This window comes from Lysobacterales bacterium, from assembly GCA_016721845.1.
Lineage (GTDB): Bacteria > Pseudomonadota > Gammaproteobacteria > Xanthomonadales > Ahniellaceae > JADKHK01.
In genome coordinates this window covers 243,573-269,939 of record JADKHK010000013.1, presented here as the reverse complement: position 1 = coordinate 269,939, position 26,367 = coordinate 243,573, and the positions used below count along the sequence as shown (strand labels likewise).

The following is a 26,367-nucleotide window of genomic DNA, read 5'->3' as shown; positions in this document are numbered from 1 at the left end:
ACGACGGCTGCTATCTTAGCGCCCGCTTCCATGGCGACGTGATGACTGATGGCCCTCGATCCACGATTTCTTTCCATCCTCTGCTGCCCGGTGAGCAAGCGCGCGTTGAAGCCGCTGTCGCGTGCCCGGCTGGCGTTCGTGAATGACGCATTGCGCGCTGGCCACGTGCAGAACGTGGCCGGTACGGCGTTGAACACGATCGTCGCCGATGCGCTGATCAGCGACGATGACAAGGTCATCTACCGCATCGACGATGGCGTGCCCGTGCTGCTGCCCGAAGAAGGCATCGGCACCACCCAGTTCACGGATTTCCCGACGTGAAGCTGACGCCGCCGGACGCCTTGGCGGTCGAGGCCGATGTGCGTCGCGCCCTGGCCGAAGACATTGGCGACGGCGATCTGACCGCGCGCCTGTTGCCGCCCGAACAGCGCTGTGAAGCGGCGATCGTCACGCGCGAGGACATGGTGCTGTGCGGCCGCGACTGGGCCGAGGCCTGTTTCCGCGCGCTCGATCCGGGCGTGACGATCGAATGGCTGCATGCCGACGGAGCGCGCGTGGTTGCCGACACGCGGCTGTGCCGAATCGAAGGTGCCGGCCGAGGCATCGTCAGTGCCGAGCGCAGCGCTTTGAATTTCCTGCAGACCCTCTCCGGCACGGCCACCACGACGCGCCGCTACGCCGATGCGCTGACGCACACCAGGACGCGCGTACTGGATACCCGCAAGACCCTGCCCGGATTGCGCGTGGCGCAGAAATACGCCGTGCGCTGCGGCGGCGGCATGAATCACCGCATGGGTCTGTTCGACGCGGTACTGATCAAGGAAAACCACATCGCCGCTGCAGGCTCGATCGCCGCCGCGATCGCGAATGCACGCGCCGTGGCGGGCAGCCGCATGGTCGAGATCGAGGTCGAGAGTCTGCGCGAATTCGACGCAGCGCTGGCCGCCCGACCCGACCGCATCATGCTCGATGAGTTGAACGACGCCGATGTCGAAGAGGCAGTGCGCCGCAACGGCGGCCGGGTCGAACTGGAAGTATCCGGTGGCGTGTCGTTCGAACGACTGGGGGAAATCGCCGCGCTCGGGGTGGACTTCGTTTCGGTCGGATCGCTGACCAAGCACCTGCGTGCCATCGACCTCAGTTTGCGCGTGCTGCGGCGCTGGTGAACAGCGCCACAGCCGCGCGACGCATCAGAACTTCATGATGCCCGCAGCCCACAGCGCTGCGATGACCGCACCGGCACCGACCAGACCGATCAGGAGCCACTTGACCTGACCGCCGCCAGCCGCTGCCGGCGCCGACTTGGTCGCAGCCGGCTCCGCTGCCTTGGCGACTTGCTGCATTTCCAGGTGTGGCGCCACCAGCATGAAGCGCACGGTATCGAGGCGCAGCTCCTCGCCCGGCTTGAGCAGACCGGTATGGACCCGCTTGTCGTTGATGAAGGTGCCGTTCGCGGAACCCATGTCTTCGACCGCGATGCCATCCGGCATCACCTGCAATTTCGCGTGTTGACGCGACACTTCGTCGGTCGGGATGCTGATGTCGCATTCCGCGGCACGGCCGACGGTCATGGTGCCGACCAAGGCAAAGGTCTTGCCGAAGGTGCTGCCGGACACGCCGCGCAGGACATAACGCGGCAGCGCCTGGCGCACGCGCGTGCGGCCATCGTCCTCGGGCTCCTTCTTGGCCGCCGCGGCCGCCGCCTGCATGCGTTCGCTGGCCAAGACCCGGGTGCCGATCTTGCCGAACAGCACGATGTCGCCGGGCTTGATCGGGGTTTCCGTCATTACCTGCCGACCATTCAGCGCAATGCTGTTTGCGGCATTCAGTACCTTGATCGTGCCGTTGCTGCCGTCAAAGGTGAGTTCGCAGTGCTGGGCCGCGATGCCGGGCGCCATCAGCACGATATCGTTGCCCGCCGCGCCACCTACACGCGTCGTGCCCAGTTTCAACTCGACTGGTTCGTGTTCGCCATTCGGGAACAGCAGCTTCATGTGTGATCCAACTCCTGAGTGTGTCAATCGATCTCGCGCACGACGCGAAAGCCGATCGTATTGAAACCGGTATCCGCATCAAAGCTGCCGCGCTGCTTCGGATCAAGCTTGTCCGCAGTCGACAGCCATGCACTTCCCATCGCGACGCGGCTGCTGCAGCCGGACCCGCAGTCGTTGACCCATTCGCGCACGTTGCCGGCCATATCGTACAACCCGCCGGGGGCATCGTAGTGGCGAACCGGCGCGGTCCCGGCGAATCCGTCGTCGCAGGCGAGCGCGTCGCGGTCGCGGTGCTCGGCGTCAAAGCGCCGGTCGGCGATGTTGGCGCGGCATTGTGTTGCATCCGCGGTTTGCGCGGCGAGGCTGGTCCATTCGGCCGCCGACATCGCGCGATAGCGTTTTCCGGACTGCTTGGACAGCCAGGCGACATAGGCCTCGACATCCGGCCAGGCGACGCAGACCACCGGATGACTGGCCTGCTGGGTGAAGCCCGGCGATTGCCATGTCCGCGTCTTCGAACTGCGGAAGATCGATTCGCGATCGCGGCAGGCCGGCCGGACCGCTCGCGTGGCCGAACCGCCGCTATTCCAGAACCGCGTGAATTCACCGACCGTGGTCTCGTTGCGGGCCACCGCGACACGCTTGCCGCCGATCCGTTGCACCATCAACTCCGGTCCCGCTGTCGCGCCGACCTTGTCGGTGAACACGAATCCGGGCTGTCCGAGGTTCGTTGATTGCTTCTGGCCGCGCTTGGCCGCCGCGTTGTCCGGATCGAAATGCAGGGCACGCGCATAGGCGGCAAGCGCCGTCTTGCCATCCCAGCGTTCGAAGGCGGCGTCGCCTTCCTTCAGCGCGGTGTCGACCAGCAGCTTGCGCCGCGTCTCGACCGATTTGCGTACCATGCCCTCGCGATCGTAGTTGCCGGCGATCTCGATCGCTCGCGCCGCGGTCGTGAAATAGTCGTCGATCTTGCCGGCGGCGAACTGCTCCTCGGCCACGACCATCAGCGCCTTCGCGGTCTCGACCAGGCCGGCGCTGGCGACGGCATTGTCGCGATCGATCTTCAGCACCAACCGATAGCGGTCGGTGGCATTGCGGCCCGGCGGCAGGGTCAGCCGCTTGCCCGCGATGTCGTTGCGCGCGAGACGCAGCAGCTCGGCGATCGGATCGACGACCGTCGTTTCGAGCGCGATGCGCAGTTGCTCGTCGATATCGGGTTCGTCAATACCGAGCAGTTCGAGCGCACTCGGATCCTCGTCCGATGGCACCGCAACAGCATCGGTCGTCGGCGACGGTGGCGACAACGGCGCGCTCGTCGGCATGGCATCCGTCGTCGGTCGGGTGTCACTGCGCGTCGCCGTCGGCAGCGGCGGCAACGGTTCCGGGGCACGGCCGCGCCACAGGCCATAACCGATCAGCGCAAGCGCCGCGACGATTCCGAATCCGGCAAACCACAACCCGGCGCGGCGTGCACTGGCATCCGGGGTCGGTGCCGACACGATCGATGCCGGCATCGCCGCCGCTTGCTCGCGCAATGACCGCAACTCGTCACCGAGGTCGCCCGCTGCCGCCGGCACGGACAACACCTGGGTCGCGCCCGCTTGTACGCCCGGTGCCAGACGCGACATCACCTGGGTAGGGGCCTGCATGTTCAGGGTCGCCTGCACTGCCGCCTGCGATATCGGCTGCGTGGCATCGACCGGTGCCGGGAGCCTTTGCTCGATCTCGGCGAGCGCAACCAGAAATTCATCGGCATTCTGATATCGCTGTGCGGGGTCTTTCGCCATCGCGCGATCGATCAGCGGCTGCCAGTGCTGCACCTGCTGCGGCAGGCGTGGAATCGGCTCGAAGACATGGGCGTAGGCAATCGCGAAACCATCGTCGCCCTCGTAGGGTGCGTGCCCGGTCAGCGCCTCGAACGCAACCGCCCCCAATGAATACAGGTCCGAGCGACCGTCGACATCGCCACCGCGCGCCTGTTCCGGACTCATGTAGTGGCTGGTGCCGACACTGACCCCGGCATTGGTGATGCGTGAGGTCTTGCTGACCGCGCGGGCGATGCCGAAATCGGTCAGCACCGGACTGCCGTTGACATCGAACAGGACATTGCCGGGCGCGACATCTCGGTGCACGAAACCGCGCTGATGGGCATAGCCAAGCGCACGCCCGACGCCGGCGATGATGCGCAACACCTCGCGCTCACCGATGCCGTCGCGGATGCGGTGCAGGAAGTCACCGTGCGGCAGGTGTTGCATCGAGAAATAGTGCAGCTTCTCGTCGGTGATGCCGACGTCGTAGACCGCCACGATGTTCGGGTGCGCCAGCGAGGCCAGCGTGCGCGCCTCCTGCATGAACCTGCGCGAAAACGTGGGATCCGAGATCATCGCCGGATTCATCACCTTCAAGGCGACTTCGCGCTCCAGTGACGTCTGAACGGCCAGATAGACCGTCGCCATGCCGCCGGCACCGATTTCACGCTTGATCAGATAACCGGGAATCTGGATCACGCTGGGCAACCGATGCGGAATGGGAAAGGGATTGTAGTCAGCGGCCCGGCCGGCGTCAGCGTGCCTATTTCACGATGCGCAGCCCCGGCCCCTTCCGCGCCGGCTTCTCGGGTTCGGCCGGCTTCTCCGGAGGGGTGGGCGCTTCGCCTTCAGCCTCGACCGGAAACATCATGCCCTGCCCGTTCTCCTGAGCATAGATCGCCAGCACCGCCGGCATCGGCACATCAACGTGCTGGCTGACCCCACCGAAGCGTGCGTTGAAGCGGATGCGATCGTTGCCCAGTTCCAGATCGGACACCGCCCGTACGGCTACGTTGAGCACGATCTGGCCATCCTTCACGGCATGGGTCGGCACGCGCACACCATTCTGGCGGGCATCGACCAGCAAGTAGGGGGTCAGTCCGTTATCGCAAATCCAGTCGTACATCGCACGTACCAGGTAGGGGCGATTCGACGTCATTTTTTCGGTAGCGCTCATCGTTCGACTCAAGGGCGCAGCTGCTTTTCGGTATCGGTCATGCTGCGAGTGAATGCAGGATTGCGGAAAATGCGTTCGCCATAGTCAATGATGACCTGGGCTTCCTTGGGCAATTGCACCGACAGCGATGGCAATCGCCAGATCAAGGGTGCCAGTGCGCAGTCGGCCAGACTCATCTCGGGATTCAGGAAGAACTTCGAGGCTTTGAACGCCGGCAACGTGGCGACAAGACCTTCGCGCAGACGCTTGCGGGCAGCCTCGGCAACCGCCTTGCTCCCGGTCTGGATCGCCTCGACCTGCGACAACCAGTCGCGTTCGATGCGCCGGACCGCAAGACGCACCCGGGCGCGTGACAGCGGATCGACCGGCAACAAGGGCGGATGCGGATAGCGCTCGTCGAGGTACTCGCAGATCACGTCGACGTCGTACAGCGACAATTCGCGGTCGGCCAGGGTCGGCACGCTGTTGTAAGGATTGAGTTCGATCAGGTCCTCGGGGGGTTTTGCAGGATCGACGACCACCAGGTCATAACCGACCGCCTTGGCCGCCAGCACAAGCCGGACGCGATGACTGTCGATATCGTCGCGCCCTGAGAACAGAGTCAGCACAGTGCGCGCGCGGACCGCCGTGGCGGCCTTGCGCTTGGCGCCCCACGGGGGCGGATTCACGTTGCTCACGTCGGATTACCTCCGTGTCCGGAAACAGCTGAATCCGGAATATCGCGTCGGCCCGAAAATGGCAAGGCCCGGTTTCACCCGGGCCTCGCGATCGGCGTCAACGATCAGTGCACGTCGCGCCAGTACTCGTGCTTCAGCAACCACGTCAGCAGCGTCAGGACCGCAAGGAATGCCAGGACCCAGACGCCGATCTGCTGACGCTTCAGGCCGGCGGGCTCGGCCGCATACTGCAGGAAGTTCGAGAGATCGCGCGCAACCTGATCATATTCCTCGGCCTTCAAGCGGCCCGGCTGGGCCTGCTCGAAGTGCGAGAACACCGGGGCGGCCCCGGCCTGGCCACCGTGCGGCGCGTCGAACACCGCCGATTGCACGCCCTGCAGCTCCCACAACACGTTCGGCATGCTGGCGCCGGGAAACAGCGTGTTATTCCAGCCCAGCGGGCGCGACGGATCGCGATAGAAGCTCTTCAGATAGGTATAGATCCAGTCGGCGCTGCCACGCACACGAGCGGTCAGGGACAGGTCCGGCGGCGCCTTGCCGATCCATTTTTCACCATCGACCGGTTTCAGCGCGACGGTCATGGCCTCGCCGAACTTGATCCCGGTGAAATTCATCGAACCCATCACCTGTTCTTCGGTGAGGCCCAGATCTGCGGCCATGCGCGAATAACGCAGGTATTTGAGCGAATGGCAGCCCATGCAGTAGTTCATGAACAGGGCCGCGCCGCGCTGCAGCGAGGCCTGGTCGGACAGGTCGGCGCCCGAACTGTGGATCGTGACGCCGGTACCGCCGCTGGCCTGGGCCAACGAAGCGACGAGGGAAAATGCGAGTGCAATCAGCTTCTTCATGGTCGGTCTCAGTGATCGAAGGTGACGCGCTCGGGCACGGGCTTGGTCTTGTCGACCGCGGTCCAGATCGGCATCGTGAAGAAGAACGAGAAGTAGAAGAAGGTCAGGATCTGCGCGACCAGCTTCTGGGTGTCGCTGCCCGACTGCGCGCCGAGCCAGCCGAGCACGCAGAAGCTGATCACGAACAGCGTGATCATCACCTTGGTGATCGGGCCGCGGTAGCGAATTGACTTCACCTTGGAACGATCCAGCCATGGCACCGCGAAGAAGATCAGGGTCGCGGCACCCATCACGATGACGCCGATCAGCTTGTCAGGGATGGCGCGCAACATCGCGTAGTAAGGCGTGAAGTACCAGACCGGCTTGATGTGTTGCGGCGTCACCATCGGGTTCGCGGCACTGAAATTGTCGTGCTCCAGGAACCAGCCACCCACGGTGGGCTCGAAGAAGATGATGAAGGCGAAGATCATCAGGAAGAACGACGTTCCGAAGATGTCCTTGACCGTGTAGTACGGATGGAAGGCAATGCCGTCCTTCGGGATGCCGGTCGCCTTGTCCTTGACCTTCTTGATGTCGACGCCGTCCGGATTGTTCGATCCGACTTCGTGCAAAGCCATCAGATGGAGGTAGATCAGTCCGGCCAGCACGAACGGCAGGGCGATCACGTGCAGCGCGAAGAAGCGGTTCAGCGTGGCATCGGAAATCAGGTAGTCGCCGCGGATGAACTCGACCAGGTCGGGGCCGATGACCGGCACCGCACTGAACAGCGAGGTAATCACCTGCGCTCCCCAGTAGGACATCTGGCCCCAGGGCAGGACGTAGCCGAAGAAGGCTTCGGCCATCAGCACCAGGAAGATCACCACGCCGAGCGTCCACACCAGTTCTCGCGGCTTCTGGTACGAGCCATAGATCAGACCGCGGAACATGTGCAGGTAGACGACGATGAAGAAGGCCGAGGCCCCGGTCGAATGCATGTAGCGGATCAGCCAGCCCCACTCGACGTCGCGCATGATGTATTCGACAGAGTCGAAGGCTTCCGCTGCCGTCGGCTTGAAGTTCATGGTCAGCCAGATGCCGGTGAGGATCTGGTTGACGAACACCAGCAGCGCAAGCGAACCGAAGAAGTACCAGAAGTTGAAATTCTTCGGTGCGTAGTACTTGGCGGCGTGGCGGTCCCACCACTGGAACAGGCCCGGCGCACGGTCCTGCATCCAGCCATTGGCGCCGTCGATGACACGGTTGATGACGTTCGTGCTCATGATCAGGCCGCCTTCGGATCGGCGTCGACGCCGATCATGATGGTGTTGTCGTCGATGAAGAAATACGGCGGGATGCGCAGATTGTCCGGCGCCGGCACGTTCTGGAAGACGCGACCGGCCATGTCGAAGCGCGAGTTGTGGCAAGGACAATAGAAGCCGCCCTTCCATTCGCCGTCGAAGGCCTGCGGCAGCATTTCAGGCACGAACGTCGGCGAACAGCCGAGGTGGGTGCAGATGCCGACCATGACCGCGATCTCGGGCTTGCGCGAACGGGTTTCGTTGCGTGCATAGTCCGGCTGCTGGTCCAGGTTGTCGGACTTGGCATCCTTGAGACGACCGTCCAGCGTGGACAAGGCCTCGACGACGTCCGGCGTGCGCCGGATGATCCAGACCGGTTGGCCGCGCCACATCGTGATGACGCGGGCACCGACCTCCAGCTTGCTGATATCGGCGATGACCGGCGCACCGGCGGTTTGCGCACGTGCGCTCGGCTGCCACGCCTTGATGAACGGCACGGCGGCGAACACGCCGCCGACGCCCCCCACCACGGCGGTGGTCGCGGTCAGAAACCGCCGACGCCCGTGGTTAACACCCTGCTCTGCCATGGGAAACCCCATACGATGATGTGAAATCGGGATGGCTCTGGGAGCCAAAGGACGCAGGATTCTAGTGGATCGGCTCCATCAAGGACAATCGAATCCGTGCCCGACCCGGCCATCCGGCACGGACAAACGCAGCCAACCGTTGTCAGAATGCCGGCCATGCGCAAACTCACCCAGACCGCCCTGTTCGTCCTGCAGTTCGTCGTGCTCGGCCTCGCCATCGCCTTCGTCGCCACGCGACTGTGGCCGGAACGCTTCGTCAACACTTCCCCGGCGCCCGCGGCGATGCCGGCGCCAGCGCCCAGCTCGTACAGTGCGGCCGTGCAGAAGGCCGGACCGTCGGTGGTCAGCATCTACACTCAGCGCGTGGTTGCCGAGCAGCCCTACCGCATGTTCACCGACCCGACCCAGAATCGCTACAACGGCGTCACCCTCGGGCCGGCACGCAAGCGCCTTGAACGCAGCCTCGGCTCGGGCGTCATCGTGCGCGACGACGGCTACGTGCTGACCAACCATCACGTGGTCGAGGGCGCAGACGACATCTTCATCGGACTCTGGGACGGGCGCATCACGTCGGCGCGCGTGATCGGCGTCGACCAGGAAACCGACCTTGCCGTCATCAAGGTCGAAGGCGCGAAACTGCCGGCAGCCCATTTCGCGGCACCGGAAGCCCTCAGCGCTGGCGATGTCGTGCTCGCGATCGGGAATCCCTACGGACTGGCGCAGACGGTCACGCTCGGCATTGTCAGCGCGACCGGGCGCAATCAATTGAGCCTGAGTCGCTACGAAGACTTCATCCAGACCGATGCAGCGATCAACTCCGGCAATTCCGGCGGCGCGCTGGTCAATGCCAATGGCGATCTGGTCGGTATCAATACCGCCCAGTTCGGCACCGGGCTCGGCATCAGCTTTGCCATCCCGGCGGCGTCGGCGCGGCGGGTGCTCGACCAGATCGTCCAGCACGGCGAAGTGATCCGCGGCTGGATGGGCGCCGAATATGCCGGCGCACCGGCTTCGCCTGCTGCGGAGGGCACCGTGCAGCAGCGTGGCGCGCAGATCGCGCTGCTGCTGCCGGGCGGGCCGGCCGACAACGCCGGGCTCAAGCCGGGCGATGTCGTCGTTGAATTCAACAATCAGCTGATCGGCGACGAAGGCGACTTGCGTTCGCGCGAAGCCGCGCTGGCGCCGGGGAGCAAGGCCACGGTGCGGGCACTGCGCGTCGGCGTCGAATTCGTCACCGAAGTCGAACTGATCCAGCGACCGAAGACGCCTTGATCGATCACTCGAAGCTGCTGCCGAACAACTCGTCGAGTTCGAATGCACCGCGATCCACCGCGACGCCCTGGATCCGCAAGCCGCCGTTGATGTCGATGCTGGTCAGGCCGCCGGTCGGGGCGTTGTTGCCGCTGTTGCGTGCGACGGATGCCGGGGTGGTCGCGTAATGAAACCAGAACTCCCGCGACGCCAGGACGAAGTGCGGGTCGCCCGAAGTCGTATTGCTGCTGCTCGGCGCCGGCGTGCCTTTCACCACACCGAGATGGTTGTAGCGCAGCACGGCGGCATTGGCCGACAACCCGCTCACGTCGATGTCGTAGCGATCGGTGCCGGCGTTGTTGCCCCAGACGAGGTTGTTGCTGGCCCACACCGCGGCAGCCGCGCCGTCGATGCCGGACTTGACGAACTGGATGCCCCCTGCGGCACCGGTCAGGCCCTCGGCCAGATTGTCGGCGACGGTATTGTTGTTCAGCACCAGCGCGCCGCCACGGCCATCGATGAACGCCGCGCCGCCGCGACGGGCAGTGTTGTGATGGAACACATTGCCTTTGATCTGCGCCGACTTCGCCTGCAGCGCGAGGCCACCGCCGTCGCCCAGCGGCGCGATGCAGCCCGCGAACACGCTGCGTTCGATCTGGACCGTGCCATAGGCCGACGCGATCGACACGCAACCGCCGAAGCTCGAGAGCCCGGTCAGCCCGTCCAGGAACTGGATCTGCTCGATGCGCAGGATGCCGGGCGACATCGAGGTCATCGACGCGGTGAGTGCACGGCGCTGCCCGTTCCCGGTCAGCCAGGTCACTTGCTGCGTCTCCAGCTGGCGCGCGCAGCTGCCGGGATTCGCGACGTTGCCGGTCCAGTTGCCGGAAATCGTCAGCGCGCCGTCGTTGCCCGAGACATAGGTGAAGCCGTTGACGTCGCCGGGTGCGACAAAGTTGCCCAAACGCACGCGGATGATGTCGTCATCGGCACTGCCGGCGGCCGCGTCCAGCATGTTTTGCAGATCGGTCGCGTTCGACGCGCAGTACACGGCCGCGGAAGCACCGGTCGACCCGAGAAGAGAGACCAGCAGCAACAGGGCGCAACGAAACGGTGAGGTGGGATGCATGACGTTCTCCGGGTGGCGATGTGGGATTCATCGCAGGGAACGGAGAATGTGCGCGGGACCGGACACGGCCCCGAGACAGCAGATCAGGACGAAGCCCCGACCCCGGCGGTTGCGAGCGCCTGCTGGTACCGCTTCATCAGGATCTCGACGCGATCGACGTAGACGCGCGTCTCGGCATAGGGCGGCACGCCGCCGTACTTCTTCACTGCGCCTTCGCCGGCGTTGTAAGCAGCCGCGGCGAGCTTGATGTCGCCGTCATAACGGTCGAGCAATCCGGCGAGGTGTTCGACGCCGGCCTTGATGTTCTGTCCGGCATCGTAGGCGTTGCTCACGCCGTACATGCCGGCGGTCGCCGGCATCAACTGCATCAGTCCCTGCGCACCCTTGTTCGAGCGCGCATTCGGATTGAACGCCGACTCGGCATGAATCAGGGCCCGCACCAGCGACGCATCGACCCCGTAATCGGCCGCCGCCGCCGCGATTTCATCCGCGTAAGCCGTCGTGTTCAAGCGTGTCGCGTTCCAGTTCACGGTCGAGTGGATGTCGCACGCCGGGCAGGCATCGACGAAGACCACCGAGTAGCCCCCGGACATCGGCGGTTTCGAGGTGAAATGCACGGTGCCTCTGGCATCGACGCGCTTGTAATAGCGCTCGCCGGTGCCGGGAAGACGGCTGTTCGTGCTGACAATATTGATGACACCGCTCTTGTCCTTGAACACGCGCACGTCCCCCGCAGTCGCGGCGAGCGGGATGAGGAGCAGCAGGGGCAGGAAACGGGTCGGACGCAAGCAGAACACTCCGGCAGAACACTTCGGGAACGGCGATCGGACCAGCCGGGCGCCGTGAAAGTTTCGCGAATTCGCCCGCGATTTGCCAGTGCGGGCGCCTTGACAGCCTACAATATCCAACCCGGAAGACATAAACTGCGCGGCTTTTTCGATCCCGAGGTTGTCCCGATGTCCGGCAAGCTGTTCATCAAGACCCATGGTTGCCAGATGAACGAGTACGACTCGACCAAGATGGCCGACGTGCTCGCGGCTTCGCATGGCCTGGAAGTGACCGACAACGAGGCCGAAGCCGACGTCATCCTGATCAACACCTGCTCGATCCGCGAGCGGGCGCAGGAGAAAGTGTTCAGCCAGCTTGGCCGCTGGCGCGAACTCAAGAAGGCCCGCGGCGGGAATGTGATCATTGGTGTCGGCGGCTGCGTCGCCTCCCAGGAAGGCGAAGCGATCATCGACCGCGCGCCCTATGTCGACCTGGTGTTCGGTCCGCAGACCCTGCACCGCTTGCCGGAGATGATCGAGGCGAATCGGACGTCGAGCCGGCCGCAAGTCGACATCTCGTTTCCGGAGATCGAAAAGTTCGATCACTTGCCGCCGCCGCGCAAGGACGGCCCGACCGCCTTCGTGTCGATCATGGAAGGTTGCTCGAAATACTGCGCCTTCTGCGTCGTGCCCTATACCCGCGGCGAAGAAGTGTCGCGTCGCTTCGACGATGTCATGACCGAGGTCCGCGCCCTCGAACAGCTGGGCGTGCGCGAGGTCAACCTGCTCGGCCAGAACGTCAATGCCTACCGCGGCGAGATGGACGACGGCGATGTCGCCGATCTCGCCTTCCTGATCGAAGCCATCGCGGCCCTGCCCGGCATCGGCCGCATCCGCTTCACGACCTCGCACCCGATGGAATTCACCGATCGCCTGGTCGATGCCTATGCCAACGTGCCGAAGCTCGCGAACTACCTGCATCTGCCGGTGCAGTCGGGCTCCGACCGCGTCCTAGCGGCGATGAAGCGCGGCTACACCGTGCTGGAGTTCAAGGCACGCATCCGCAAGCTCCGCGCGGTGCGCCCCGACATCTCGGTCAGCACCGACATCATTGTCGGATTTCCGGGCGAGACCGAAAAAGACTTTGCCGCAACCTTGAAGCTGTGCGAGGACATCGGGTTCGACCAGAGCTTCAGCTTCGTCTACTCGCGCCGTCCCGGCACACCGGCCGCGAATCTCGCCGACGACACCCCGGAGGCGCTGAAGCTCGAGCGCCTGCAACAGTTGCAGGCCGCAATCACGGCCAACTCGACGAAGATCAGCGAATCCATGGTCGGAAGCGTCCAGCGCGTGCTGGTGGAGTGCGTCAGCAAGAGGAGCCCGAACGATTTGACCGGCCGTACCGAAAACATGCGCAACGTGAACTTCCCGGCGCCCAAAGCGTTGATCGGACAATTCGTCGATGTGGTGATCACCGAGGTGCGCACGAACTCCTTGCGCGGCCGGCTCGTCGCAGCAACCGAGGCGGCCGCATGATCCGCACCGCACTTGCCGCGGCCCTTCTGGTCGTCGCCGCGGCGACGTCGGCACGCCCGCACGAGTGGGCGCAGCCGATCGAGAGCCCCGCGCTGCCAAACCTGCATCGCGTATCGGCAACGATCTATCGCAGCGCCCAGCCGCGCGATGGTGCGCAGGATGCGCTCTCGGGACTCGGCATCAAGTCGGTGATTTCACTGCGCTGGTCGGCCGATGACGCCAAGCTGCTGCCGGATGCCCAGCGCATCCACGCACCGATCGAGAGCTGGGATGTCGATCACGACGAAGTGATGCGGGCGTTGAAGGCGCTGATCGACCCCGAGAACCAGCCCGTGCTGCTGCACTGCCGCCATGGTGCCGACCGAACCGGCACGGTGATCGCCGCCTATCGCATGATCGTCGAGGACTGGTCGGCCGAAGACGCGATCGAAGAAATGCGCGAGGGCGGCTACAACTACCACGCGGTGTGGACGAACATGATCCGTTATCTGCGCAAGCTCGACGTCGCAGCCGCGCGCGCGGAACTCGGACGGGCGACTGCGTCGCCCTGATTGGCTTCGTCGTCCGGGCATTGCGCGGCAACCGCCTCGCTCGCCCACTTGGCCTCCGACTGCACGGCCGGCAGCGAGACCGACCCGGCCAGCGATGCGTTGGCTTCGTCCAGCGCGGGATGCGCCAGCACGCAATGACCTTGGCGCGCGAGGATGACCGCCTGCAGCCATGCAGCGCTGCGTCGGTCGGCGCGAACATGGCGCGCGTCCGGCATCGTCGCAAACCGCTGCAGCACCGGATCGAGCAATGACTGCGCAGTCGCGACATCGTCGCCGGCCAACGCGACATGCACTCGCGTCAACAGCAGACGTTCGGCATCACCCGGGCGCAAGGTCTGGCCTTCCGCGCGACGTTGCGCTGCAGCAGCGGATTCCTGCGCCATCACGACATCACCCGCGTCGAGTGCCAGCAGCGCCTGCATGCGCAGCACCTGCACCGCATCGACCGTCGCCGTGTGCGGATCCCGTCCGTCGACACGTGCGTAACTCGCCCGCGCCGCATCGACTTCGCCGGCGCGCCACTCGATGTCGCCGCGACGCACGAAATAGTCGTCGCTTACGGCACGACTGGCCGCAGCGACCTGCGCCGGCGCGGTATCAACGGCACGCACCAGCGCCAGCGCTGCGGCACTCTTGCCATACAGGGACAGCCCGTAGGCACTGGTCGCGATTTCGCTGAGCCGGTTCTCGGCGTCGGTGCGCGCTGCGAGTTCCGCAATCCGTGCCGCTTGCGCCGCGATGTCCGCAACGGCCGTCGGCGCGTCGGCGGTGTAACGCATGACCGCGAAGTCGAAACGCTGCCGCGGCGTCGCGTCGGTGTCGCGCGCCAGGGCATCTTCGGTGGCGCGCAGCAGTGGCGCCGCGAGATCCGGGCGATGACGGTTGTAGAGCGTGCGACCCAGCGCACCGAGCGCACGCCAGAGATAGGCCGGCTCTTCGGCATGCTCGCGTTGCAGGCGTTCGCCGGCCGCTACCAATGCCCTCGACAGTGGCGGATCCGGCTCGGTGTAGTCCATCACTTCGAGTTCGCCGAGCACGTCGAGCATGCCCTGCATATTGGCTTCGGCGACCGCCGCCTCTTCGCGCGCACGCGCCGCCTGCTGCAATGCCGCGACACCACCGATGGCCAGCGCCACGGCGGCCGATGTCGCTGTCAGCAATGGCCAGCGCCAGCGTCGCAATTGCATCCGCATTCGTGCCGACATCGTGCCGATGCCACTGCGGAACGAACGCCCGTCGAGCCAGTCCTGCAAGTCGTCCGCCAAGGCCGCAACGCCGCTGTAGCGTTCCGCGGGCGACAAGGCCATCGCCTTGCGCACGACCGGTGCAAGTTCGCGGGCAGCGAGGCGCGAATCGATCGCATCAAGGGCCGCGTCGCCCAGCACATCGCCGAGTGCATGCACGTCCCCGCGCAGGACGGCGTCGCGCCACGGCGCTTCCGCCATGTCGGCGGCGCGATAGGGCGAACGCCGCGCGATCAGTTCGAACAGCACGACACCGAGCGCATAGACGTCGGTCGCCGTCGTGGTGCGGTCGCCGAGCACTTGCTCCGGCGCGGCGTAACGCAGGGTCAGGCCGGCCGCGACGGTTCGCGTCTGTGCCTCGGTATCGTCCTCCACCAGTTTCGCAATGCCGAAATCAAGCAGCTTGGGCTCGTCGTCGGCATCGACGAGCACGTTCGCCGGTTTGAGGTCGCGATGCACGATCAGGGCACGATGCGCAAAGGCGACGGCATCGCAGATGCGCAGGAACAATGCGATACGGCGACGCAGACCGGGACGTGCCCGAGTCACCCAAGCCGCGAGATCCACGCCATCGACGTATTCCATCGCCAGCCACGATTGGCCGCTGGCCGACAGGCCGCCGTCGATCAGGCGGGCGATGCGCGGATGATTGAGCCGCGCCAGGATCTGGCGTTCGCGATGGAAGCGCCCGTCGAGCCCCAGACCGGCATATCCGGCGCGGATCAGCTTCAGCGCCACCCGCTGTTCGAACGCGCCATCATCGCGCGCACCGGCATAAACCTCGCCCATGCCGCCCCGGCCGAGCAGATGCAGGACCCGGAACGGCCCAAGACGATCCGGCGTTCCCGAGGCCGCTGCGGGCGCGAGATCCTGTTCGTCGAAGCCGGCGAACAATGCGCGCACCGAATTGGCCAGTTCGGCATCGGCCGCCTCCAGTCGCACCAGTTCACGCGCGCGCGACTCGGCATCCAGATCCACCAGACGATGGAACTGATCGCGGGCGGCGGCAAAGGCGACAGCGGTATCGGACATGCGCGGCATCATCCCTTCATACGCGAATCATCGCCCACACCTGACAGTGCTCACGACGACAGTTGCTGGCGCAACCAGGCGCGCGCCATCGCCCAGTCCCGATAGACGGTTCGTTCGTCCAGCCCGAGCAAAGCCGCGACCTCGCTGACTTCCAGCCCGCCGAAACAGCGCAGCTCCACCACTTCGGCCACCCGCGCGTCGAGCACGGCGAGCTTGCGCAGTGCGTCGTCGAGCGCCGGCAGGTCGGTATCGGCATCGATCGGCAAGGCCGCGGCCTCGACGAGGTCCACACGTTGCCAATCGCCGCCGCGCTTGTCGCGGGACTTTGCGCGGGCGCGATCGACCAGCACCTGACGCATCAGCTTGGCCGCAGTCGTGAAGAAGTGCTTGCGGTCGGTGATGTCGATGCGCTGCGCGCCGAGCAGGCGCACGAACAGGTCGTTGACGAGTGCCGTCGGTTGCAGGGTGTCGTGGCCGATGTTCGAACGCAGTTGCTGTGCCGCGATACGGCGCAGATCCACGTACACCAGCGGCAACAACGATGACAACGCGTCGCCGTCGCCGTCGCGCCAACGCTGCACCAACTCGGTCACGTCACCAGAATTCATCGGCCGAGTGTAACGGCGTGTCAGGTCTGGCCGACGACAGCGTATGTGCCCATGACGACGCCCGTGTCCGCGTCGCGAGACCGCGTCCATGTTCCGAATTCGCACCCTCGCCGTCCTGTTGGCCTTTGCGCCGGTCGCCGCGACAGCCGCCGACGGCGCGCTCGACCCGGATTTCGCACAAGGCAACGGCGTGCTGTTTCCTTCCTACGCCTACATCGGCAATCCGGTGGTGGACGACACCGCGCGGGGCATCGCCATCGGCACTGACCAGCGCATCACCGTCGTCGGCGACTTCCTTCACGACGCCGCCGGCAGCGACCGCGATTGCGGCCTGTTGCGGCTGCTGCCCGATGGCAGCTACGACACCAGTTTTCTGCAACCTTTCGGCTACGGCTTCTACACCTTCAACCGCGGCGGCGCAGAGACCGACTACTGCCATGCACTGGCCTTGGCCGCCGATCACAGCGGCGTCTTCGTCGGCTCGGCCACGCTGAACGGATCGGGGCAACGCAGCGGTCTGATCCAGCGTTTCACGCCCACCGGCGTCCCGGATCATTCGTTCTACGGCGACGGCCTGTTCGAGAGCCACATCGACGGCCTGCCATCGATGGGCGCGGAAGATGCCGAATTCCGGCAGGTGTTCATCGATGCCGCCGGGCGCATGGTCGTCAGCGGTGATGCCGCCGTGTTGACGTTCGACGGTGTGGCCACGCAAGGTGTGGTGCTGCGCTTCCTAGCGAACGGCACGCTGGATACCAGTTTCAACGGCACCGGCATCGCCTGGTTGCCGAACCCGCCCGACGGCAGCGCCTTGCATGTCACCGCCAGCCTGGAAGCCCCCGATGGCAGCTACTGGTTCGCGGCCTATCGCGACATCCCCCCGGCAACGCGCCAAGGCAAGCTCTTCCGGATCACCGCACAGGGCACGTTCGATGCCGACGTCGGCGGCGCCAATGGCCTGGTCGCGACGGACTGCCCGATCGTGCAGTCGCTGGCACGCGACGCCGCAGGGCGAGTGCTGCTCGGTTGCCTGCCGATCGGCAGCGGTCGTTTGCCCGGCGTGTTGCGACTGGTCCACGGCCCGGGCGGATGGTCGCCCGACCCATTGTTCAGCGCGGATGGCCTGGCGGAGATCCGCGTGAGCGCCAGCGACGCCCCGGACCTCTGGCCCGCTGTCACCCGCGTTGCGGCGATTCGCGTCGACGCTCGCGGTCGCATCCTCGTCGCAGGTGCCTACGACCCCGGCCGCATCCTCGACAACCCGAGCGATCTGGTGGTCGTGCGACTGATGCCCGATGGCAGCAAGGACGCCGATTTCGGCAACGCCGGCGTGAGTCGTTTCCATTTCGGTGTCGGGGCCGATCGCCACTTCGAAGCCGCAACGGCCATGGCCCTGGATGGCACGGGTCGTCCCGTCGTGATCGGTCAGCGCTACAGCACCGACGGCGGCGCCTCCAGCTACGTCGTGGCACGCCTGCAACAGCAGCCCGATCTCCTGTTCCGCAACAGCTTCGAGAACCTCTGACATGCGCCTCGTCATGAACCATTGCTTCGCAGTTGCCACGCTCCTGATCGGGGCCGGAAACGCATCCGCCGATGACGCCGTGGTCGGCACTGGCGCGTTCACGTGCAGTGAAGCCGCACTCGACATCGCATTGTCGCAGTTGTATCCGGGCGCGACTTTTCCCGGCGGCAGGCTGAGCTTCAACTGCGGGCCGACGCCGGTGACGATTCCGATCACGAGTCGCAAGACACTGACCGGCGCTACCATCGTCGATGGCGGCAGCCGGATCACGCTCGATGGCCAGGATGGCGCCGCACACTTCAACATCGTCGGCGCCGAAAGCCGCGTCGAGATCCGCGGCCTCGACCTGTTCCGAGGCTACGCCGTCAACAGCTTTGGCGGCGCCATCAATGTCGGCACCGGCACCACATTGCTGCTGGCCGATACGCAGATTCGTGCTTCCACCGCGACCCTGTCCGGTGGCGCCATCCACGTCGAAGCCAATGCAGGCGTGCGCATCGAGCGCAGCAGTTTTGTCGAAAACACCGCAGCGAACGGCGGCGCCATCGCCAGCAACAGTCCGCTCACGATCATCGACAGCCAGTTCGCCGGCAACCAGGCGAATGGCGGCGAAGGCGGCGCCATCCAGCAATGGTTCGCCGCACTGTCACTGGCCGACGTGAATTTCACCGACAACGCCGCACGCCATGGCGGCGCCTTGCTGCTGCGCGGCATCGGCGCGTCCGGCGCGACGGCGGAACGGGTGCGCTTCGACGACAACACCGCGTCCCAACACGGCGGCGGCGCGGCCCTGTACGACGGCGCCGTGTTGAGCGGCGAGCACCTCCACTTCGGCGGCAATCGTGCGGTCGATGGCGCCGGCTTGCATCTTGCGGGACAGGCCACCGGCAACGGCCAGCCGTTCACCCTGGGCAGCGGTGCCGCATTGATCGATGCGGTGTTCGACGGCAACGAGGCCAGTGGCCTCGGAGGCGCCGCCTACGTGTTCGGCATCAAGCCGCCAATGGGCGGCCAATACAGCGTCCTGCACCTGTACAACAGCCGGGTTGCGCGCAACCTCGCCGCCGAGGGCGGCGGCATCTGGAGCAAGGGCCAGATGCGATTGCGCGACTGTTCGTTCGACGACAACGGTGCATTGCGCGGTGGCGCACTGACCCTGGCCCCAAGCTTCACGCTGGGCGAACAAGTCATCCTCGGTTACGCCGAAATCGAGCGCACCGATTTTTCCGACAATCTCGCGACGCAGTTCGGCGGCGCAATCTATTCGGTCGACGGACTGCCACTGCTCGATCAGGTCAACTTCCAGCGCAATGCCGCGAACATCGGCGGTGCGATCATGGCGCGTCGTTTCATCGCACCGCTGGTCAACGCCAGCTTCGTCGACAACCTCGCCAACACCGCCGGCGGCGCGCTGTACCTGCAGGACAACGGCTCGATCCAGTTCGTCAATCTGAGCTTCAGCGGCAATTCGGCCATCAGCGTCGGGGGTTATGGTGCCGACATCGCGGCCGAGTCGACCGGCAACGCCGACACCTCGCCGACCCAGCTCGCGCTGACGCACAGCACCCTGCTCGGTGCGCAGGCCGGCATCGGTTCGTCGCTCTACACCGGTGGACTGAACACGAGCATCAGCTTGCGCAACAGCGTCGTGCTCGGCGCCAATGAGCCCAGCTGCACGGGCGCGTCGATCCTGTCGGCGGGCGGCAACTTCGTCGCTGCGTCGTGCCCGTCGGCACAACCCGGGGACGTGATCGTTTCGCAACGGTCGCAACTCGGCCTGAGTGCGCTCAGCAACGTCGCGACACGGGTGCAGGTCTTCGTGCCACAGCCCGGTAGCCCGTTGATCGATCACATCGACTGTCCGCCCGGACGCGACGTCGACGCTCGCGGCTACGACGTGCCGGTCGACGGCAACGGCGACAACGTCGCGCGCTGCGACAGCGGGGCGGTCGAACGCCAGTCCAATGAACCCGCCGCCGTCTTCGTGCTGTTCAGAGACGGCTTCGAATCCAACGAACAAGGTTAGGAGTACCCATGTCCACGTCTTCGATCACGATCCTGCGCCGACTCGCAATGTGGTCGTCGCTGTTGCTGGTCGCCTGCAGCGAACCGCCGGCCGCGGCGATCACTGCTGCGGCGCCTGCCACCGTCACGACGGCGACGGCAAACCAGTTGTCGATGCGCGTCGATGGCGTCGAATGGATCGCCGACCACGACCTGTTCGGCGCCTTCCATCCGCCCGGATACACGCGCGCCCTGCTTATCGCCGGGGGCCGCGGCGCGAAAGACGCCAGCGAACAGACCATGAACATCAACCTGTTCGGCATCGACGGACCGGGCCGATACGCGATCCGCGGCGGCGATCCGAACGGCAGCGTCGCGCAACTCGCCAACTACACGCCGGAACGATTTCTCGCCGGCAGCATGATGGGCTACGACCTCGTCGTCGACGTCACCGTCGCGCAAGCCGCTCCGACGCACATCGAGGCGACGTTCAGCGGCACGTTGACCGGCAACGACAGCGTCGCGATGACGATCGAGCAGGGCCGCTTCGTTTATCGCGAGTGAGTGCTCACTCCATGCCATCGGCGAAGATCCAGCCGACATCGCTGCTCCAGCGCGAGAGCAGATCGAGGAAGGCCTGGGCAGTCTGGGTCGACGCAACCTGCCCGGCCTGACCGAGCTTGTTGACGCCATGGCAACCGTCGCAGGCGCGCACTTCGCCGGGCTGCACCGTGATCCAGAAGCGTTCGCGCACGATCGGCGTGCCATTCGGCGCCGTCGACTGCCAACTGAGTGCGCGCGATGCGGGTACATAAGCCGCCACTGAACCATCACTGGCGATCGGAACGCTGCCGGCCGGGCCACCGGCATTCGGGCCGTTCAACTGCAGCGACTTGGGGTCATGCAGGAACTGCGCGATCACGCGACGTCCCGGGGTCGGCGTCGACAGACCGCCGATGCCGCGGATCTGGTCGCCCTGCAGCAATTGCATGTGCGCGATATCGTAGACCGCACCGGTCGGATTGATCGGTGTCTGGCGTCCGCCCGGAACGCGCAGATTGAAGGGTTGCTGCTTGTCGAGGACGTCCCGCGCAGTCACGTCGCGCATCACCAGCACGCCCAGACCGTTGGCGCGCAAATACTGCTTGAACGCATTCTCGATCACGCTGCGCTGCGCATACGCGGAGAGTTCGGGCGCAGCTGTGGTCGCGACGGTTGCATTCGGTGCCGCGCGCGCCACCACTTCCACCGGCGACAGTTCCCAGAAGGGACCGTTGTAACTGACCAGTACATCCGGATCCCAGTACGTGACCGAGCGGGCGAGGCCATTGGTCAGGGCCAGATTGGCGGCCTGGTAGCCATTGCCTGCGGTCGACAGCGTCCGCAGGCGGAACTGGTAACGCGCATCCGGATTCGCGCGGGTGCCGTTGTTGCCGGCGCCGCCCTGCTCGCTGGCATGGGCCGCGATCAGCGTGCCATTCGCCAGCATCACCGGATTTCGGTAGTGACCGCTGTGGTTCGGCGACGGCTCGGTGCCCTCGGTATCGGGATGGGTGACATAGTCGATCACCACATCGGCCGGATTGACCGACGGCGCCGCATCGAAGCGAAGCACCTGGCCGGCGTTCTGGGTATTGAACTCGGGCGCATCGACCGCGTAGTAGCGCCCAGGCACGTTCGGGTCTTCGCTCAACTGCAGAAAGTTGAAGGCATCGCGCGGATTGACGCGTCCGGATACCGCACTGATGAATTCGACCAGATTGGCGTCGGTATTGAAGCTGCGGTTGAAGTAGCTGTGAAGCTCATGGCGCCCGAGATGGTTCAGCGTCTCCTCGCCGGTGCCGTCCTGGTGGATCTGCCACGGGAAAAAGTGATTGATCGAGAATCCTTCGACGCCGCTGCCTGGCACGGCAATGCGCGGCTCCGGAAACACCTCGCTGCGGTCAGCCAGCGCAGTGGCATTCGCGGCTTCGGAGGTCCAGTTGAAGGTGCCGTAGGTGTTGCCCTGCGAGTCGTTCTGCTGATCACGCTGAAGGTGATCCCAGCGCGTGAACAGCACGCGGCCAAAACTGTCGACGACCGGGTCGAATGAACCGGAGGGCGAGTGCTGCAGCAGTTTCAGCGTCCCGCCCGCAGGATCGAGCTTCCACAACCCGGTCGGTGTCGGTGTCGATTCGTACTCGTCGTGCTGCGGATACAGATGGCGTTCGCCGTTGCGCGAGCGGTCGGAGACAAAGATGATCGTGCCGTCCGATGCATACACCGGCATCACGTTGTTGGTGTCGGCTGGCTGATTCGCGATCTTGCTGATCTGCACGGTTTGTCCGGCGCCAAAGCCGCTGACCTCGTACAGCTGGAAGTAACTCGTGACCCATTGGTACTGCTGCGGTGGTGCGCCGATCACCATGCTGAAGACGGCCTTCGTGCCCGACCAGTGCACGTGCGGATCGCGCACCGCGATCGCGTTCACGCCCTGCATCACGCCCGCTTCGCCGTAACCGGCCTCACGCGTGAGGTTGCGCAACGTGCCGTTGCCGTAGCGGATGTAGAGATCGCCGCCGCGACCGACCAGGTCGGTGCCACCGCGATGATTCGCGAACACTGAGCCGATCGCCGCGAAGTCGTCCGGGATCGGGAACTGCGTCACGAACAGGATCGGATTCGGGGTCGTCACCTGCGCGAAGGCAGGCAGGCAACTCATCGACAAGGTAAAGCCGGCAAGCCAGTGGCAGCGCATCATGTGTCCTCGGAATCCGTTGATCCCTACGTGGAACGCGGCGAAAAGGTGACAGCGAACGCAAATCGGCATTGTGATGTCAGTCGCGCTGCCTGTGCGACGTACGCCCGAATGACGCCAGGAGATTCGCATGTCCCGCACTACCCTGTTCACCGTGCTGATGACGGCTTCAGTCGCGGCACCCGCCGCCACGTTCGTCGTCGACACCAGCAGCGACGGCACATTGTCCGGGTGCAACGACGCCGTTGCGGCCGATTGTACGCTGCGTGGCGCCATCGATCGCGCCAACGCCAATGCCGACAGCGACACCATCGCGTTCGCCCTGCCGACGGACGATGCGGGCTATCAGGCGACGACACAGCATTGGCGCCTCGCTGCCGGCAGCAGTTTGCCGAACATCCTCCAGCCCCTGATCATCGATGGCTACACCCAACCCGGCGCCCTGCCCAATGCGAACCCGCCACGGTCTCCGATCGCACACACATTGAAGATCGAATTGCGCGGACCCAACACTGCCAGCGACGGTCTTACCGCCTATGCGCCACTCACGGTCCGCGGCCTCGTGCTGAATCGATGGCGACGCGCGATCTTCCAGTTCAACGGCGGGCCGAACGTGGTCGAGGGCAACTACATCGGCGTCGACGTGAGCGGACAAGTGGCGGTGCCGAACGGCACCGGTGTCACGATCGGCGGCGATACCCGTGTCGGCGGGTTGCTGCCCGGACAGGGCAACGTGATATCCGCCAATCGCGACTATGGCCTGTCGACGCAATACGGACTGACGCGCGTGCGTATCCACGGCAACATCATCGGCGCCAGCGCCGACCTCACCGCAGTTCCGGGACGGCAGGATTTCGGCATGTACCTGCTGGATCCGCGCGACACCGTGATCGGCGGCAGCGATCTGGCCGAGGGCAACACGATTTCGGGCAACGATTTCAGTGCGATCGCATTGTCGGCCAGCACCTTCCAGTCCACGAATGGCGTGCCCCACGCGCAGATCCTCGGCAACCGCATCGGCGTCGGCCGCGATGATCGGGCGATGGGCAATGGCATCGGCGCCCACTATCCGTCGATCCTGGTCGGCCTCGGCGGGTATTGCCGCGTGGTGATCGGCGGCGAAGGCCCCGGCGAAGGCAATCTGGTTGCGCATGGCGGCAACGCCGGTGTCGCGATCGGCAGTTGCTGGCAGGCGCCGATCCTCGGCAATTCGTTCACCGGCAACCGCGGCATCGCCATCGACCTCGCCAGCAGCAACGGCTTCGACGGCCCGACGCCGAACGATCCGGCCGACGCCGACGCGCCCGGCAACGATCCGACCGCTGCATTCGGCGGCAACCGATTCCAGAACCATCCGGTCCTGACCCTGCCCCCGAACTTCGTCGCCGAAGGCGGCGGCAGCAGCGTCGCCTTGAGTTATGTCGTCGACAGCGCACCGGCGCACAGCAGCTATCCGATCACCGTGCAATTCTATCGAGGCGGCTGCAAGGGCGGTGGTCGCGAACTGATCGCCACCGATACCTATGGCGAATCGGACGCACGGCAATCACGCAATTTCCAGCTCGACGGTGATGGCAATGTGTTGCCGCTGACCCTGCTCGCGGTCGATGCCGCAGGCAACACCAGCGAATTCGGGCCGATGGTCGGCGATGAATTGTTCACCGACGGACTCGAAACCGAACCCGCCACCTTCGGTCCCGGACGCTGCGACTGAGGTGACTCAGCGGCGCCGCTGGCCATGGCAGGCAACGAACAGTTCGCGGCTGCCGCAGATGCATTCCAGTTCGTCCGTTCCAGGCACCGCCGATACGCCGAATCCGGGCCATGTCGGCACCGACTTGTCGGCGATCATGTTGATGCTGATCGGCACGCCCCGGAACAAGGTTTCGCTGGTGTCGGCGAACACCCCCAGCCGCTCGACCCGACGCATCCCGCTGAATCCGGTTGCGCCGAGGAACCACGCGAGAATCTCGTCGTTGAAACCGACCTGGTGATGGTCAAAGGCGTCGACATGCCCACCGAACATCATCCGCATCAGCAGGAAGCGTTCCTCCATCGAGCAGGCGGCGCGATCGACGATCAGCGTCGACAGCACATCGATGTCCGGCACGCTGATCAGCACGCGCCCACCCGGCACCAGCACCCGATGCCATTCCCTCAGGGCCTGGGCCAGTTCGTTCTTGTAGTCGAAGTGCTCGACCACGTGCGAAGCGTAGATTTCGCCAAAGGTCGCGTCGCCGAACCGCGACAGGTCGCGGGCGTCGCCGATGTGATCCACCTCCGGCGCCGGCACCGCATTGAGGATCTCCCAACCCGGCGCACGCTGTTTCCCGCCGACATGCAAACGTCTCGTGACCGCCATGTGCCGTCCTCCATCCACCGATCGGATTCACTTTCGCGCAGACGGCCGCCCGTGCGCAAGCAATGCCATCGCGCACGATGGACACCTCGTTTAAACCCTGGCGTCGCCACGTGCATCGAATCGATTCCTCCTACCCGGAACGACCATGCGCCTCCTGTTCTCCGCCCTCGCGGCGATGCTCCCGACCCTCGGCCTCGCTGACACGCTGTCCCGCGACCCTGTCGTCATCACGACGACACCGGTTCTGATCGAACGCATGCCCGACGGGCAGCATCTCAACTTCGACCTGACCGTCGCCAACGGCAGCGAAGAAGCGATCGACATCGACCGCATCGAGTTGAGCGTCTTCAACCGCGATGGCGCGCTGGTGCTGCGCCGCTTCGTCGACGGCAATGGCGTGCGCCCGAGCATCGGCATCATCGGCGAACGTCGCATCGCGCCCGGGCAGCGTTTGAACGTGTTCAATCCCTTCGACACGCTGGCTGCGGAGCTTCCGGTCAGCATGTTGCGCTACGACTTCGAACTGTCGAATCCGGACGGCAGCCGCAGCCTGCGCGCCTCCGTACAGGCGAGCCCGCGCGACTATCGCAACCACGCCGCCTACCACACCCCGCTGGCAGGACGCTTCATCAACTACGATGGCCATGATGCGCTCGGCCATCATCGCCGCTTCGATGTCGAGTTCGCACCGATCAAGGCCATGGGCTTCAAGACCAATGCGATGCGCTACAGCTACGACTTCGTGCCGGTGGACGCAACAGGCGACATGTATCGCGGCGAATTCGGCGACAACACTGCCTGGTTCGGCTTCGGGGCCGCGGTCCGCGCGATCGGCGACGGCACTGTTGTCGCCGTCGAGAACGCGCAAGCGGACAACCGCCAGTTCGACCAGAGCAAGCTCGCCGAGGACAAGAGAGTGCTGTTCGGCAACTACGTGATCATCGATCATGGCGGTGGCGAATTCGGCGTCTACGCCCACGCCAGGCAAGGCAGCGTGACAGTGAAACCCGGCGACCGCGTGCGTCGTGACCAGACCATCGCAGCGATCGGTGCTTCCGGCAGTGCGTTCTTCCCGCACCTGCATTTCCAGTTGCAGGACGGACCCACGCTGGACGCCGAGGGCCTGCCGTCCTACTTCCAGCGCTTCGAGCGCGTCCTCGGCAAGCACCGCGTGACGCGCAAGCAAGCCAGCATCGATACCGGCGAGATCGTGCTCGCCGACTGAGCGCGGAGCAGCAGGGTCGCGCGTTACA

General features: G+C 65.2%; 23 protein-coding genes. 10 read left to right on the top strand and 13 right to left on the bottom strand.

Annotation, left to right across the window (positions count from 1 at the left end; all coding sequences use genetic code 11):
- Positions 1-48 precede the first annotated feature (48 nt).
- Together IPP28_08585 and nadC are read left to right on the top strand one after the other, a co-directional pair.
- Positions 49-321 (top strand): hypothetical protein, encoded by a 273-nt coding sequence (locus IPP28_08585; GenBank protein MBL0041084.1) that lies wholly within the window; start codon positions 49-51, stop codon positions 319-321.
- Positions 318-1,166: a carboxylating nicotinate-nucleotide diphosphorylase gene (nadC, locus tag IPP28_08580; GenBank protein MBL0041083.1), complete on the top strand. Its 849-nt coding sequence runs from the start codon at positions 318-320 to the stop codon at positions 1,164-1,166. The genes IPP28_08585 and nadC overlap by 4 nt, the downstream gene beginning before the upstream one ends.
- 24 nt (positions 1,167-1,190) lie before the next feature.
- Here the strand turns inward: nadC and IPP28_08575 are convergent, their stop codons facing one another.
- The 7 genes from IPP28_08575 to petA all read right to left on the bottom strand — a co-directional run bounded on the left by IPP28_08575 (position 1,191) and on the right by petA (position 8,368).
- The gene (locus IPP28_08575) at positions 1,191-1,994 is read right to left on the bottom strand and encodes an FHA domain-containing protein (protein ID MBL0041082.1); all 804 of its coding nucleotides are present in this window, start codon (positions 1,992-1,994) and stop codon (positions 1,191-1,193) included.
- A 23-nt stretch (positions 1,995-2,017) separates the two neighbouring features.
- Complete coding sequence (locus IPP28_08570; protein ID MBL0041081.1) at positions 2,018-4,501, bottom strand: protein kinase; 2,484 nt, start codon at positions 4,499-4,501, stop codon at positions 2,018-2,020.
- Positions 4,502-4,565: 64 nt separating this feature from the next.
- Positions 4,566-4,961: a ClpXP protease specificity-enhancing factor gene (locus IPP28_08565; protein ID MBL0041080.1), complete on the bottom strand. Its 396-nt coding sequence runs from the start codon at positions 4,959-4,961 to the stop codon at positions 4,566-4,568.
- A gap of 26 nt (positions 4,962-4,987) precedes the next feature.
- Positions 4,988-5,584 carry a glutathione S-transferase N-terminal domain-containing protein gene (locus IPP28_08560; GenBank protein MBL0041079.1) on the bottom strand — a complete coding sequence of 199 codons (597 nt, stop codon included), beginning with the start codon at positions 5,582-5,584 and terminating at the stop codon, positions 4,988-4,990.
- Between the two features lie 176 nt (positions 5,585-5,760).
- The gene (locus tag IPP28_08555) at positions 5,761-6,504 is read right to left on the bottom strand and encodes a cytochrome c1 (protein MBL0041078.1); all 744 of its coding nucleotides are present in this window, start codon (positions 6,502-6,504) and stop codon (positions 5,761-5,763) included.
- An 8-nt stretch (positions 6,505-6,512) separates the two neighbouring features.
- Complete coding sequence (locus tag IPP28_08550; GenBank protein ID MBL0041077.1) at positions 6,513-7,763, bottom strand: cytochrome bc complex cytochrome b subunit; 1,251 nt, start codon at positions 7,761-7,763, stop codon at positions 6,513-6,515.
- A gap of 2 nt (positions 7,764-7,765) precedes the next feature.
- The gene (gene petA, locus IPP28_08545) at positions 7,766-8,368 is read right to left on the bottom strand and encodes a ubiquinol-cytochrome c reductase iron-sulfur subunit (protein ID MBL0041076.1); all 603 of its coding nucleotides are present in this window, start codon (positions 8,366-8,368) and stop codon (positions 7,766-7,768) included.
- A gap of 156 nt (positions 8,369-8,524) precedes the next feature.
- Between petA and IPP28_08540 the strand changes: the two genes are divergently transcribed.
- Positions 8,525-9,640, top strand: coding sequence for a trypsin-like peptidase domain-containing protein (locus tag IPP28_08540; GenBank protein MBL0041075.1), 1,116 nt, complete (start codon positions 8,525-8,527; stop codon positions 9,638-9,640).
- Between the two features lie 4 nt (positions 9,641-9,644).
- Here the strand turns inward: IPP28_08540 and IPP28_08535 are convergent, their stop codons facing one another.
- Together IPP28_08535 and IPP28_08530 are read right to left on the bottom strand one after the other, a co-directional pair.
- Positions 9,645-10,748, bottom strand: coding sequence for a hypothetical protein (locus IPP28_08535; GenBank protein ID MBL0041074.1), 1,104 nt, complete (start codon positions 10,746-10,748; stop codon positions 9,645-9,647).
- 83 nt (positions 10,749-10,831) lie between these two features.
- On the bottom strand, positions 10,832-11,734 hold the full coding sequence (locus IPP28_08530; GenBank protein MBL0041073.1) for a lytic transglycosylase domain-containing protein: 903 nt from the start codon (positions 11,732-11,734) through the stop codon (positions 10,832-10,834).
- On the opposite strand from IPP28_08530, the gene miaB reads away from it, so the two are divergent.
- A complete protein-coding gene (miaB, locus tag IPP28_08525; GenBank protein ID MBL0041072.1) occupies positions 11,705-13,051 on the top strand; it encodes a tRNA (N6-isopentenyl adenosine(37)-C2)-methylthiotransferase MiaB in 1,347 nt (448 codons plus the stop codon). The two genes, IPP28_08530 and miaB, sit on opposite strands and share 30 nt — an antisense overlap.
- Positions 13,048-13,602, top strand: a complete 555-nt coding sequence (locus IPP28_08520; protein ID MBL0041071.1) for a tyrosine-protein phosphatase — start codon at positions 13,048-13,050, stop codon at positions 13,600-13,602. The genes miaB and IPP28_08520 overlap by 4 nt, the downstream gene beginning before the upstream one ends.
- On the opposite strand, the gene IPP28_08515 is transcribed toward IPP28_08520, so the two are convergent.
- Together IPP28_08515 and IPP28_08510 are read right to left on the bottom strand one after the other, a co-directional pair.
- On the bottom strand, positions 13,536-15,878 hold the full coding sequence (locus IPP28_08515) for a serine/threonine protein kinase (protein MBL0041070.1): 2,343 nt from the start codon (positions 15,876-15,878) through the stop codon (positions 13,536-13,538). The two genes, IPP28_08520 and IPP28_08515, sit on opposite strands and share 67 nt — an antisense overlap.
- 50 nt (positions 15,879-15,928) lie before the next feature.
- Positions 15,929-16,486 carry a sigma-70 family RNA polymerase sigma factor gene (locus IPP28_08510; GenBank protein ID MBL0041069.1) on the bottom strand — a complete coding sequence of 186 codons (558 nt, stop codon included), beginning with the start codon at positions 16,484-16,486 and terminating at the stop codon, positions 15,929-15,931.
- Positions 16,487-16,574: 88 nt separating this feature from the next.
- Between IPP28_08510 and IPP28_08505 the strand changes: the two genes are divergently transcribed.
- From IPP28_08505 to IPP28_08495, 3 genes are read left to right on the top strand one after another with little or no spacing between them, the layout of a single operon-like run.
- Positions 16,575-18,011 carry a hypothetical protein gene (locus IPP28_08505; protein ID MBL0041068.1) on the top strand — a complete coding sequence of 479 codons (1,437 nt, stop codon included), beginning with the start codon at positions 16,575-16,577 and terminating at the stop codon, positions 18,009-18,011.
- Position 18,012: 1 nt separating this feature from the next.
- Complete coding sequence (locus tag IPP28_08500; GenBank protein ID MBL0041067.1) at positions 18,013-20,037, top strand: hypothetical protein; 2,025 nt, start codon at positions 18,013-18,015, stop codon at positions 20,035-20,037.
- Between the two features lie 8 nt (positions 20,038-20,045).
- Positions 20,046-20,579, top strand: a complete 534-nt coding sequence (locus IPP28_08495; protein ID MBL0041066.1) for a hypothetical protein — start codon at positions 20,046-20,048, stop codon at positions 20,577-20,579.
- A 4-nt stretch (positions 20,580-20,583) separates the two neighbouring features.
- Here IPP28_08495 and IPP28_08490 read toward each other — a convergent pair whose 3' ends face one another.
- Entirely contained in the window at positions 20,584-22,755 is a 2,172-nt protein-coding gene (locus IPP28_08490; GenBank protein ID MBL0041065.1) for a hypothetical protein, read from the bottom strand.
- A gap of 127 nt (positions 22,756-22,882) precedes the next feature.
- Here IPP28_08490 and IPP28_08485 point away from each other — a divergent pair, with 127 nt between their 5' ends.
- Positions 22,883-24,466, top strand: a complete 1,584-nt coding sequence (locus IPP28_08485) for a hypothetical protein (protein ID MBL0041064.1) — start codon at positions 22,883-22,885, stop codon at positions 24,464-24,466.
- 6 nt (positions 24,467-24,472) lie between these two features.
- On the opposite strand, the gene IPP28_08480 is transcribed toward IPP28_08485, so the two are convergent.
- The gene (locus tag IPP28_08480; protein ID MBL0041063.1) at positions 24,473-25,114 is read right to left on the bottom strand and encodes a methyltransferase domain-containing protein; all 642 of its coding nucleotides are present in this window, start codon (positions 25,112-25,114) and stop codon (positions 24,473-24,475) included.
- A gap of 145 nt (positions 25,115-25,259) precedes the next feature.
- Here IPP28_08480 and IPP28_08475 point away from each other — a divergent pair, with 145 nt between their 5' ends.
- Positions 25,260-26,339, top strand: a complete 1,080-nt coding sequence (locus IPP28_08475; protein ID MBL0041062.1) for a M23 family metallopeptidase — start codon at positions 25,260-25,262, stop codon at positions 26,337-26,339.
- Positions 26,340-26,367 lie beyond the last annotated feature (28 nt).

Excerpts from the sequence above, each read along its gene's own strand:
- IPP28_08540 (MBL0041075.1), top strand. The coding sequence starts at position 8,525 with ATGCGCAAACTCACCCAGACCGCCCTGTTCGTCCTGCAGTTCGTCGTG.
- miaB (MBL0041072.1), top strand. The coding sequence starts at position 11,705 with ATGTCCGGCAAGCTGTTCATCAAGACCCATGGTTGCCAGATGAACGAG.
- IPP28_08550 (MBL0041077.1), bottom strand. The coding sequence starts at position 7,763 with ATGAGCACGAACGTCATCAACCGTGTCATCGACGGCGCCAATGGCTGG.
- IPP28_08510 (MBL0041069.1), bottom strand. The coding sequence starts at position 16,486 with ATGAATTCTGGTGACGTGACCGAGTTGGTGCAGCGTTGGCGCGACGGC.
- IPP28_08520 (MBL0041071.1), top strand. The coding sequence starts at position 13,048 with ATGATCCGCACCGCACTTGCCGCGGCCCTTCTGGTCGTCGCCGCGGCG.
- IPP28_08495 (MBL0041066.1), top strand. The coding sequence starts at position 20,046 with ATGTCCACGTCTTCGATCACGATCCTGCGCCGACTCGCAATGTGGTCG.
- IPP28_08585 (MBL0041084.1), top strand. The coding sequence starts at position 49 with ATGGCCCTCGATCCACGATTTCTTTCCATCCTCTGCTGCCCGGTGAGC.
- IPP28_08535 (MBL0041074.1), bottom strand. The coding sequence starts at position 10,748 with ATGCATCCCACCTCACCGTTTCGTTGCGCCCTGTTGCTGCTGGTCTCT.
- IPP28_08500 (MBL0041067.1), top strand. The coding sequence starts at position 18,013 with ATGCGCCTCGTCATGAACCATTGCTTCGCAGTTGCCACGCTCCTGATC.
- IPP28_08515 (MBL0041070.1), bottom strand. The coding sequence starts at position 15,878 with ATGTCCGATACCGCTGTCGCCTTTGCCGCCGCCCGCGATCAGTTCCAT.
- IPP28_08565 (MBL0041080.1), bottom strand. The coding sequence starts at position 4,961 with ATGACGTCGAATCGCCCCTACCTGGTACGTGCGATGTACGACTGGATT.
- IPP28_08505 (MBL0041068.1), top strand. The coding sequence starts at position 16,575 with ATGTTCCGAATTCGCACCCTCGCCGTCCTGTTGGCCTTTGCGCCGGTC.
- IPP28_08485 (MBL0041064.1), top strand. The coding sequence starts at position 22,883 with ATGTCCCGCACTACCCTGTTCACCGTGCTGATGACGGCTTCAGTCGCG.
- IPP28_08490 (MBL0041065.1), bottom strand. The coding sequence starts at position 22,755 with ATGATGCGCTGCCACTGGCTTGCCGGCTTTACCTTGTCGATGAGTTGC.
- IPP28_08555 (MBL0041078.1), bottom strand. The coding sequence starts at position 6,504 with ATGAAGAAGCTGATTGCACTCGCATTTTCCCTCGTCGCTTCGTTGGCC.
- IPP28_08475 (MBL0041062.1), top strand. The coding sequence starts at position 25,260 with ATGCGCCTCCTGTTCTCCGCCCTCGCGGCGATGCTCCCGACCCTCGGC.
- petA (MBL0041076.1), bottom strand. The coding sequence starts at position 8,368 with ATGGCAGAGCAGGGTGTTAACCACGGGCGTCGGCGGTTTCTGACCGCG.
- IPP28_08530 (MBL0041073.1), bottom strand. The coding sequence starts at position 11,734 with ATGGGTCTTGATGAACAGCTTGCCGGACATCGGGACAACCTCGGGATC.
- IPP28_08480 (MBL0041063.1), bottom strand. The coding sequence starts at position 25,114 with ATGGCGGTCACGAGACGTTTGCATGTCGGCGGGAAACAGCGTGCGCCG.
- IPP28_08575 (MBL0041082.1), bottom strand. The coding sequence starts at position 1,994 with ATGAAGCTGCTGTTCCCGAATGGCGAACACGAACCAGTCGAGTTGAAA.